This window comes from Pollutibacter soli, assembly GCA_029269725.1.
Lineage (GTDB): Bacteria > Bacteroidota > Bacteroidia > Chitinophagales > Chitinophagaceae > Pollutibacter > Pollutibacter soli.
On the sequence record JARJHS010000007.1, the window covers coordinates 98,598 to 110,714 of the forward strand.

Below are 12,117 nucleotides of genomic sequence, written 5' to 3' on the forward strand. Positions count from 1 at the left end.
TATGCAGTTAGCAAACATCATCTACGGATTACTTTTTCTTATTGCTGATGTCAGCGGCTGTTCAGCCAATATCTGTTAAAGAAAAGGTTAACACTTCATTACTGCATCCGTTATCTGATCGGCCTGTAAATCCTGATTCCGCCCTTCATCACAGTCAGCCGCAGGAGAATTAAATTTTGCCTTCTTGGTCTATTTTAATAAATTCAGGAACTCTCCGGTTAAAAAAATTTCTTTGTGATTATGTTTTGAGGTTTATACAGTTTTACTATTACCTCCGGTCAGTGAAATTGAATTGTGACCAACCAGAACTCTGTGAATTGCTTCGATAACAGCCGTCATTTTCCCTCGGCAACCCAGGCTGAATTTTATCCGGCCCACCTGATTTGTAGCTTGAATTACTGGTAATAAAAAGTTTTTTCCAGTCCCGGTGAAAAACACGGCAACAGCATCCATTGCCCATACAAATTCTGCTGTTATGAAAGTTGGCCACTATGTGATCAGGTTCAGACTTTTGATTTTGTTATATATCCTGGCATCCATTTTCTTTTACACACCAGCGTACGCGCAGGAAACATATCACGGTACAGTGAAAGCTGGCGACGGCAGTCCATTGGCAGGAGCTACAATTCAAAATACACAATTGAAAACTTCTGTGGTTTCTGACACCGGCGGTAATTTTTATATCCAGGCAAACCGGGGAAATGAACTGATAATTTCGTTTATAGGATACCGTAATTACCGCCATGTGGCCGGTGATCAAACTTCACTTGCATTTGTACTCTCAGAAACTTCGCTTAATCTGAATAATGTCGTCGTGATCGGGTATGGTACAGCAAGAGTGAAAGACCTGACAGGCGCTGTCGGCACTGTTACAGCAAAGGATTTCAACAAGGGTATATTTTCGTCACCTGATATGTTGGTTCAGGGAAAGGTTACCGGCGTACAGATATCCAGAGATAATGGCCAGCCCGGAGGGGCATCTACTATTAAGATCCGTGGTAATTCAGCACTGAACGGCACAGGTCAGCCATTGTATGTAATCGACGGCGTTGCGCTCGATGGAAGAACATTGCAGGCAGGCGTGCCTGGCTCGTTTGGATCTGCATCCAGTTTAAATGGAGTGTTGCAACCGTCAGGAATCAATCCTTTAAATTTTATTAATCCGGACGATATTGCTTCAATCGACATTTTGAAAGACGCATCTGCTACTGCCATCTATGGGTCAAGGGCCGCTTTTGGAGTAATGATTATCAATACAAAAAAAGGCCAGGCTGGTGCTCCCCAGGTGCAGGGATCAATATCCACTGGTGTGTCTTCATTGTTGAAAAAAGTTAAAGTATTGTCAGCAGAGGAGTTCAGAAATGCATTGGTCTATTACAATGTTTCTGATCCGGAAAACCTCGACAAAGGCGCCAATACGGATGCACAGGATGAAGTATTCAGGGATGCACTGCAGCAAAATTATACGGTAGCCGTTACCGGTGGTAATGAAACCGGCAGATATCGCATATCAACACATTTTTTAAGCCAGGATGGAATCATGATTCACACCGGCTTTAAAAAATATGGGATGGATTTGAGTACCAATTTCAAATTTCTCGACAGTAAAAAACTGGGACTCGACATCAACCTTATGGCGAACCAGTCAATCCAGGATGTGCCAAATCCGGATATCGGAGCCGGATCAATCGTTGCCAGGACGCTTCAATGGAATCCTACAGCTCCTATAAGAAATGCAGATGGGTCATTAAACATTCTTAATGTGCAAAACCCTGTGGCCGCGATTGAGAACGTGAATACCAAAACTAAAATCACCACAGTACTCGGAAGTTTTGCTCCTTATTTCAGATTCACCGACTGGCTGGAGTATAAGTTGCTGATGAGTCTGAATTATAGCACCGGTGTGTCAGGATTTTCTGAAAGCATGTCTCCAAATGCACCTACAGGTTTTGCGGCGATCACTAATTCAGAAATGATCACCAAACAGGTCACCAACACATTGAATTTTAAAAAGAATATTTCCAGGGGCCTCAACCTGAACGTTGTTCTCGGTTATGAATTCATGGATTTTACCATGAAGGGAAATTACCTGGATGGGCGCGGAGCGCTGGGCATTGGATTTGGCAACTACGGCCTCGATTATACAAACTACATTCAATATTCGGGAAGAGATGCACGCAATATATCTTCTTTTATCGATCCGGTATCCCAGTTGAACTCATATTTTGGTCGTGCGATGCTAAACTTTAAAGACCGATATCATTTCACGGGTACTTTCAGAGCCGATGGGTCCACAAAATTCGGCGAAAATAACAGGTATGGCTATTTCCCTTCTTTTGCAGCTGCATGGACTATCAGCAGAGAAGATTTTTTTAAAGCAGGATTTATAACACTGCTGAAACTAAGAGCAGGCTGGGGTATTACGGGTAACCAGGAATTCCCCTCTGGTTCTTCACAGGCAAAATATTCTTTTCGTGACAACGGAAGTCTGATCCAGGTGAACAGTCCCAACCCTGATCTGAAATGGCAGTCGGATCAGCAATTTGATATCGGCCTGGATTTTTCGATGATGGATGATAGGATTTCAGGTACCATCGACTTTTTCCACAAATCAACTTCAGATCTATTATTTCCCAGTCCCCCGATCCAGCCGGCACCACCTTCATCAGTTGTGCGATGGGTTAATCTCGACGGTGAAGTGATCAACAGCGGACTTGAAATGCTTATCAATGGATCAATCATACGTGGTGAAAAGCTTTCATGGGATCTGAGCGTAAATGCTACTTTTCTGAAGAATAATGTAAAGGATATTCCCACGCCTGTTTACACGGGATTTGTGTCAGGGCCCATACAGATCATTCAGAACGGGCATCCGATGCAGACTTTTTATACTAGAAAATATCTCGGACTTGATAAAGATGGATTTTCCGAGTTCGCAGATGATGGAACTATTTTCCAATATGTAGGAAATCCCAACCCGACAACTTTATTAGGCGTAAATACAAATCTTCAATACCAGAAGTTTTACCTGGTGGCAAATATGGTCGGCGCTTTTGGTCATGACGTGTATAATGCCGCAGAAATGATTGCACTGCATATCGGTAACATACAGGTGGGTAATAATATTTCGCGTTGGAGGTATGAGAATCCGGTCAGGGAATCGCTAACTAATCCGATGACGGCGTCATCAAGATTTGTAGAAAAGGCCGACTATTTTAAAATGTCGAATCTGACGATTGGCTACAACTTTGGAAAAGCAGGCAAAGCATTTAAAAACCTGAACCTGTATATCACGGCCCAGAATCTGTTTTTAATCACCGGCTACCGGGGATTTGATCCGGAAGTGAATGCCATTGCGGGAAGCAATATCCCTTCTCTCGGTATCGGCTACCCGCAATATCCACCTTCGAGAACTTTTTTGCTGGGGATCAATTTCACCTTGCAGTAATTCTTAATGATTTGTGTATGTCAAAAAGTTGTTTGCTCATCATCATACTTTCACTAACGATGCTGTGTTGTACGAAATTGGATGAATCTTTCCGCGGTGACGTTACGTCCGGCCAGGTGAAGGAAGATTCCAGCAATGCTGCTCAACTCCTGCTTGGCGTATACAGGTCCATGTATCTTCCCTTTACACAGCAACTATCCATTTTTCCATTGATGGAGTTTACAACGGATGAGGCAATTATGCCCACGCGCGGCGGTGACTGGGATGATAACGGAGTCTGGCGTGCATTACATGAGCACAAATGGTTGCCCAACAATGATCAGATCAGGCAACCATTTAATCATCTGAACGGTACAAGTTATGCCGCTACCGATTTGTTACGGTATCATCCAACTGAGCAACAGGCTGCCGAAGCGCGTTTTGTGCGCGCATGGGTAATGTATCTTCTACTCGATTTTTTTGACCAGGTGCCCTACCGCGATACTGCGGAATCTTTGGTAGAACCCGCGAGAGTGAGAAGGGGAATTGAAGCACTCCAATATATAATCGATGAGATTCGTGCAATAAAACCATTGCTGTTGCCCATTACACAAAACTTTCGGGCAAATAGGTTTGCTGCGGATTTTCTGCTCATGAAATGTTATCTCAATAAACATATCTATGAACACAGGCCAGTTCTCCCGGCATCTCCTTCGGCAGAAGATATGAACAAGGTAATAGAGCTGGCAGATGACATTATATTGAACGGCAACTTTTCATTGAGCAAAAACTATTTTGACAATTTCGCACCAGATAATTCTACACTGAGTAATGAAAACATTTTTGTCTTACTGAATCAACCCAATGCAACACCTGATAACCAGAGTTTTCTTATATGGCTAATGGTACTTCATTATAACCAGGGGTTTGGTTGCTGCAATGGCGGGTCAACGCTTTCTGATTTTTATGATCTTTTTGAAGCCCGGGACATCCGGCGGGGTTATACCTATCCCTCCAGTGGTTTCCCGCCAAATCCGGGCAATCGCACAAACGTTGGATTCCTCTTTGGGCAACAATATGACTGGGTAGTGGATACACCGCTGAATGATCGTTTAGGGAACCGACTCAACTTTCTTCGTGAAGTTCATAATGTCGAAACGGTCCCGTCGAATATTGAAAACGGGGGAATAAGGCCTTTAAAATATTATCCGGATTATCAGAGTCCGTTTAGTCCGGACAATGATTTTGTACTTTTCCGGTTCAGTGATGTATTACTGATGAAAGCAGAAGCAATTTATCGGGGAGGACATGCAACGTCTGCAGGCCCTTACGGAAGTAGTCCTCTTTCTATCATCAATTATATCAGAACGCATCCATCAAGAAACGCTTCCCCTTTGACCGCGATAACAGAGCAGGATCTGATCGATGAGCGCGGGAGAGAATTATGGTGGGAATCCTGGCGGCGGCAGGATATGATCCGGTTCGGAACATTTCTTAAACCATTCCAGGAAAAAATGTATGACAGTGATCCCAAATACCTGTTATTCCCTATTCCGGAGGAGCAGGTGGCATTGAATAAATATCTCAAACAAAATCCGGGTTACTGAATATGGCATTAAAAATCATCAGTGCAAGTAACATACGGACTATTTTTCAATTCCTAACGATACTGCAGGTATTAGTCACCGCCGGTTCTGCCCAGGATCGTCCCTTACAATTTGTGGGAATAAATGCCCCGCTGCAGAAACCGATCGGGAAAATCAGAAATATGGCCCAGGATCCGTATGGGTATATGTGGTTTTCCGGGGAAGGTGCGGATTGCATTTACCGTTATGATGGACTCAGGATAATTGAATACAGGCACGATGATAAAAATCCGAATTCATTGGGTGGTAAAAGTGTAAGTGCTGTTTTTGCAGATCAGAATGGTATTATATGGATTGGTTTGAATCAGGATGGTGTGGATCAATTCAATCCGGCAACCGGGGTTTTTAAACATTTTCAGATTGAACAGGACGAATTCGCTGGTACAAGTTATGTGGTTATGGCAATTCACTTCGACCGGAAGGGACGATTTTGGGCCGGAACTGAACGGGGACTGCATCGGCTCGATGAAAAGACGGGCAGGTTTGTCCACTACCGCCATCGGCCAGGCGACAAAAAAAGTCTGAGCAGCAATCTTGTTTCTAATATATATGAAGATAGGGAAGGTAACCTCTGGATCGCAACCGGGTATCCCTGGGATAACCTGGGTCAGGCGGAAGGGGGATTAAATCGCCTTGAAGCTGACGGCAGTTTTACAAATTATAAAAATGATCCAGCTGATCCCACAAGCCTGATAAATAATAAAGTGAGGGCAATATTTGAAGATAGTAAAGGCAATTTTTGGGTAGGAACAGCGGGTGATGGCCTGCACCTGATGAATAGAAAGACAGGAAATTTTAAAAGATTTCTACACGACCCTGCTAACCCGAATCAGCTAAGTCGGCCACCGCTAAATCCTAAGTACATATATGATCATATCAGTTTCATCACCGAAGATTCCACCGGATCCCTGTGGATCGGCACCATGTCTTCCGGGATCAACAGGTATGATGCCATCACAAAAAAAATCACGCATTACGAAAACAGCAATGGCTTTCCTGACAAATATATCTGGAACGGATTTCAATCCAGGGACGGAGTTATCTGGTTGAGTACCCAGGAGAACCACTTATTTCGTGTTAACCCGTTCAGGCAATCTTTCAGTAACACACCAACCACAGATCCGGTATTTCGTTTTTTTGAGGATGACGAAGGCTTCTTATGGGCGGGTACCTATGAAGGTGGATTACTGAAGTACGATAAAAATGGAAAACACCTGCAAACTTTCAAGCATAACAAGGCGGATTCATACAGCTTATTTGACAGTCTTAATATTGTGCTCGCATTCTTTCAGAATCAGAAAGATACCATCTGGATTGCCACAGCTAACGGGGTCGGTTTTTTTTCAAAATCAAGTAATAAGTTCTCAAAAATCCCCTTGTCTGTGCAGTATGATACAGCTATTCAACGAATGCCTTTTACCAGTATATTCCAGGACAAACAAGGCCTATACTGGTTTGCCGGCTGGACGTCGGGACTTGTTTCTTATGACCCACACACCCATTCTGTTGAACAGTTTCTGAATTCATCAAAAGATGCGGGGAGTATCGGATTTAATACCGTGTTTGAAGTTTTTGAGGACAAAGCCGGTAAATGCTGGATTGCTGGTAATAAAGGAATCGATCTTTTCGACAAGCAAAAAAAACTGTTTCATCATTATCTGAATGGTTTTTCTGCGTTAGAACTATTTGAAGATTCGCGTGGCATTTTATGGGCTGCAACTGAAAAAGGCCTCTACAAGTACAATGTTGATGTGGATAGTTTTTATGCATTTCTTGATCCGCAGTCGGAAGCCGGTACGACAGGTCTCACTCAAATTTGTGAAGATCGCTTCAAAAACCTCTGGCTTTATTCGTCCTCTTCCATCATCAGACTGAATCCGGATACTAAAGAAACGTTCATACTAGGTGAGAATTTCGGTATTGAACATCTTTCTCAATCTCCAAGAGCCTTGTTTCAGACCAGGGAAGGCAATTTTTTTGCTGGCCACAGCAACGGCTTTTATTCATTCAATCCAGAAGAAATACCATTGAAATCGAATAACCTCGACATCATAGTAACGGACGTTTTCATTAACAATAAACCTGTCCTTCCGGATTCAACGAAGCCATTAAAAACACCTGTTGAAGAAATCAGCAAACTGACCCTGCCTTTTAATCAAAATAATCTGTCTTTCGTTTTTTCAGCCGTGAACTACCAGGCACCTGAAACTATCAGGTATTTTACCATGCTTGAAAATCATGATAACATCTGGCGAGAAGTAAGAAACGAAAAGGCCTCAGACTATTTTAACCTTTCACCAGGAAAATACATGTACAGGATAAAGGCGTTTGATTTTACAGGCTCAAAAGGAGAAAAGCAAATTATAATTTTAATTCATCCGCCCTGGTGGAAAACATGGTGGGCCTACTGTATATATGGATTATTGTTGGTCCTGGCATTTTTCCAGTTTTCCAGGTACCAGAAAGCACGCATCATTATTAAAGAACGACAAAAAGCGCAGCAATTTGAATTAGCGCAGGCCAAAGAGATAGAAAAGGCGTATCATCAATTGAAAGCCACACAGGCTCAGCTGATTCAATCAGAAAAAATGGCTTCTCTCGGGGAGTTAACTGCTGGCATTGCGCATGAAATACAGAATCCCTTAAACTTCATCAATAATTTCGCTGAGATCAATAAGGAGTTAATCCAGGAAATGAAGGAGGAATTAAAAAAAGGAAATTATTCCAATGCTGAAATGATAGCTTCTGATCTGGATGAAAATGAAAACAAGATAAATCATCACGGCAAAAGAGCTGATGCGATTGTGAAAGGTATGCTGCAGCACAGCCGCAGTTCATCCGGTATAAAAGAACCCACGGACCTGAATGCGCTAGCTGATGAATACCTGCGCCTGGCTTATCATGGTATGCGTGCCAGGGATAAATCATTTCATGCAATTTTGAAAACGGATTTCGATCCAGCATTGGGTAAGGTGAATATTATTCCGCAGGATATCGGACGGGTTCTGTTGAACCTCTACAACAATGCCTTCTGGACGGTGTCTGCTAAAGCAAAAGAGTTGTCACAAATCACGATCAGCCAATCAGCACTATCGGATTCAGATAATGGAAATAAAACAATGTCTCCTGGAAAATATGAGCCAGTAATTTCAGTCACCAGCCGGAAATCCGGAGATAGAGTTGTCCTTTCAATTTCCGATAATGGAATGGGAATACCCGACAACCTGAAGGAAAAAATATTTAACCCGTTTTTTACAACAAAGCCAACTGGCGAGGGCACCGGGCTTGGTCTGTCTATATCCTACGACATCATAAAAGGCCATGGTGGTAATATCTTCGTGAAAAGTACACCAGGTCAAGGCTCTGAATTTGTTATTGAACTGGATGCAGATCTTAACGACGGCTAAACAGGAAATAAAAAAGCATACTCTTTATATCAGGCGCCTTATAGAATAATTTTTTGAAAAAGATACTGATGATGTTTTCTTACAGGATTTCCGAAGGTTCGCGATTTAACTAAATGATGAAAATTCTCGCTACCATGAGATTACATCTGGCCATAACAGTTACAACATTTTTCATTTTAATGTTTAGCGAATTTGTTGCTGCGCAGCAAGCAGATTTTCAGTTCTACCCCGTAACAGGACCGAACGGAAAGCCGCTGGGAAAAATAATGACCATTGCGCAGGATCCGCAAGGATACATGTGGTTTGCAGATCAGGGCGAAATTGCTATTCACCGTTTCGATGGAAGCAGGATAATCAGTTTCAAATATGAAAACGGCAATCCGAATTCATTAACACTTTTAAATATCGAAACTTTATTTGTTGATAATACAGGTGTCGTTTGGATCGGAGGTAGTGGGCTTGATCGGCTTGACCCTGCTACGGGTAAGTTCACCCATTACCGACATAATGACAATGACAGTTCCAGTCTGGCCGCTGATGAAGTCACTTCAATAGTTAAAGATAGCAAGCACCGGCTCTGGATAGCAACTACCAAAGGTCTGGATCGGCTTGATGAAAGCAGCGGGAAATTTATTCATTACCATCATCAGCCTGGAAATAAAAATAGCATCAGCAGTGATTACATATGGAGGATCTATGAAGATCGTTCCGGAACAGTCTGGATAGCGACGGGAGGACCCTGGTCCCGTGACAATCCGGAAGACGGAGGTTTGAACAGGTTAAATGAAGATGGGAGCTTTACAAGCTACAAACACGATCCGAGAGATCCGGCAAGCCTGATTGATAATAAAATTGCTGCGGTCTTCGAAGACAATCGTGGCGTGTTTTGGGTAGGTACCTCCGGTGATGGGCTGCATACGATGGACAGAAAAACGGGTCGTTTCCAAAGGCATTTGTACGACCGTGCAAACCCTGAAAAGCTAAGCCGACCGCCGTTAAGCGCGGCTGATATATACGATAAGATCACATTTATTAATGGCGACAGTACCGGGGCAATATGGATCGGAACCCTGGCATCCGGCATTAGCAGGTACGATCCTGTTACAGAAAAAATCACGCATTTCAAAAACAGTCATGGATTTCCAGATACATCCAGTTGGAATGCTTTTACATCGAGGGATGGAGAATTCTGGGTAGCCACACAAAATTCGAAATTGTACCGGGTGAATCCATTTGATAAAACACTGCCTACCGTAGGAGGATTCGAACACAATCCACCCACGTCTTTTGCTGAAGATGACAGTGGAAATTTATGGGTGGGATCAGACGGTGGGGGATTGAGGCAATACGATCGAGCGGGCAAACTGATTCAACAATTCAAACACGATCCTGCTGACTCATTTAGTTTATTCGATCGCTACAGTACAATTTTATCCCTCCACTATGACGGGGGCGACACAATGTGGATCGGCACGCAATCTGGCCCGGGCTATTTCAACACATCATTGAAAAAATTTTTCAGGCTAAACGTGCCCATTAAATTTAATCCGGAATCCCGATTCAGGAATGTACCCGACATCACAAAAGATAGAAATGGAAATATATGGTTTGTATTGAATACTAACGGCCTTCTTTGTTATAACCCGGCAAAAAATTTTGCGACACAATATTTAAATGATCAAAAGGATACCAATACAATCAGTTCCAATGCTATCGTAAGTGTTTTTGAAGATCATTCAGGTACTATATGGGCGGGTGATTTTGCAGGAGGAATCAACCGGCTGGATTCAAAAACGGGGCTCTTCAAACATTATATAACAAATGTGCCTTGTCATAAAATATCGGAAGATGCCAGGGGAACTCTTTGGGTGGCCACCAGCATGGGGCTGCACTACTATGAACCACAAACAGATCAGTTTCTGCCGTTTTTCGAAACTGAATCACCATTAAGCAACACACTTGTTTTAAATGTACTGGAAGACGATAAACATAATTTATGGTTACATGATTTTTCCAGCCTCATAAAAGTGAATCCTGTTTCGAAAGAAACTTTTATTTATGCGGATTATTTTGGTATCATTCCCAACAGCGTCCTTCCGCTTGCTTTTCACAAAAGAAAAAACGGACATTTCCTGCTAGGTCACCAAACCGGATTTTATTCATTTGATCCAGAACAACTCGCGTTTATTGTTCCGAAATTAGAAATCGTTCTTTCAGAAATACAGGTAAACTCGGCCCCGTTGCCCCATGCCACCAGAAGTCAGTTTATTAACCCGGATGCCGATCCGGATAAACTGAGCTTAAAATACTTCGAGAACAACCTTTCATTCAGCTTTTCGGCTATTGATTACCGCGATCCCGTGGCAATCAGGTATTTTACTATGCTGGAGGGTTATGACAATAAGTGGAGGGAGGTTAAAGGTGAACAGGCCGCTCATTTTTTTAATATATCGCCTGGTAACTATACATTCCGAATTAAAGCATATAACCATGAAGGAACGAAAGGCGAATATTCTTTGCCTGTCAGTATCCATCCGCCCTGGTGGCAAACCTGGTGGGCCTACCTGTTATATTTTGTGGCTGCCGTTATTGCCATTTCCGGTGTGATTCGTTGGAGGACGAATGCATTGAGGAAGGAAAAGAAAGTTCTTGAAGAAAAAGTAACAAACCGCACCAGGGAATTAAAAGCAGAAAAGGAATTAGTGGAAAAATCTCTTACCGAATTAAAAGCCGCTCAGTTGCAGCTCATACAATCAGAGAAAATGGCTTCTCTTGGAGAACTTACTGCGGGCATTGCACATGAGATACAGAACCCGTTGAATTTTGTGAATAATTTTTCTGAAGTGAGCGCTGAATTAACCGAAGAGGCCGAAGTCAGAAGGCAGGAGGCAGGAGAGAACAGCCCTTTGGTTACAGAGTTGCTGCACGATATCAGGGAGAATCTGGCCAAAATAAGTCATCACGGAAAACGTGCAGATGCAATAGTAAAAGGCATGTTACAACATTCCCATAAGAGTGAAGGAACAAAGGAACCGACAGATATCAATGCATTATGCGATGAATACCTGCGGCTGGCGTATCACGGATTGCGCGCAAAAGACAAATCATTTAATGCAATTCTTAAAACAGATTTTGATGAGTCGATCGGAAAAATCAATATCGTTCCGCAGGATATCGGTCGTGTATTGCTGAACATAATTAACAATGGGCTTTATGCAGTGAGGGAAAAACAGAAAGAGAAACAAAAAGAGAAACAAGCAAAGAAATTGAAGGAGAACCATGAGATGGAATACGAGCCGGCAGTTTCAGTATGCACAAGAAAACAAGCAGACAACATTATAGTAACAATATCGGATAATGGCAATGGTATTCCTGATAGAGTAATCGATAAAATCTTTCAACCGTTTTTTACAACCAAGCCAACTGGCGAAGGAACGGGATTAGGACTGTCTTTGGCTTATGATATTGTAAAAGCGCATGGCGGAGAAATCAAAGTAAAAAGTAAAGAAGGAGAAGGCACACAATTTTCGATTGTTTTGAATTCTGAATCATAGCAAGGCAAGCTTATCAGATTTTTTCGCTGGCTTTTTATTTATGGATTGAAGTTAAAGTAAGATGAATGAAATGGAGATAAGCG

At 42.5% G+C, this 12,117-nt stretch carries 4 protein-coding genes; all 4 read left to right on the forward strand.

Annotated features, from left to right (window positions below; genetic code table 11):
• The first annotated feature begins 475 nt into the window (after window positions 1-475).
• The 4 genes from P2W82_RS17100 to P2W82_RS17115 all read left to right on the forward strand — a co-directional run bounded on the left by P2W82_RS17100 (window position 476) and on the right by P2W82_RS17115 (window position 12,034).
• The gene (locus P2W82_RS17100) at window positions 476-3,448 is read left to right on the forward strand and encodes a SusC/RagA family TonB-linked outer membrane protein (protein WP_336517135.1); all 2,973 of its coding nucleotides are present in this window, start codon (window positions 476-478) and stop codon (window positions 3,446-3,448) included.
• A gap of 17 nt (window positions 3,449-3,465) precedes the next feature.
• Window positions 3,466-5,034, forward strand: coding sequence for a RagB/SusD family nutrient uptake outer membrane protein (locus P2W82_RS17105; protein ID WP_336517136.1), 1,569 nt, complete (start codon window positions 3,466-3,468; stop codon window positions 5,032-5,034).
• A gap of 2 nt (window positions 5,035-5,036) precedes the next feature.
• On the forward strand, window positions 5,037-8,480 hold the full coding sequence (locus P2W82_RS17110) for a two-component regulator propeller domain-containing protein (RefSeq protein WP_336517137.1): 3,444 nt from the start codon (window positions 5,037-5,039) through the stop codon (window positions 8,478-8,480).
• Window positions 8,481-8,614: 134 nt separating this feature from the next.
• Window positions 8,615-12,034 (forward strand): two-component regulator propeller domain-containing protein, encoded by a 3,420-nt coding sequence (locus tag P2W82_RS17115; protein ID WP_336517138.1) that lies wholly within the window; start codon window positions 8,615-8,617, stop codon window positions 12,032-12,034.
• Window positions 12,035-12,117 lie beyond the last annotated feature (83 nt).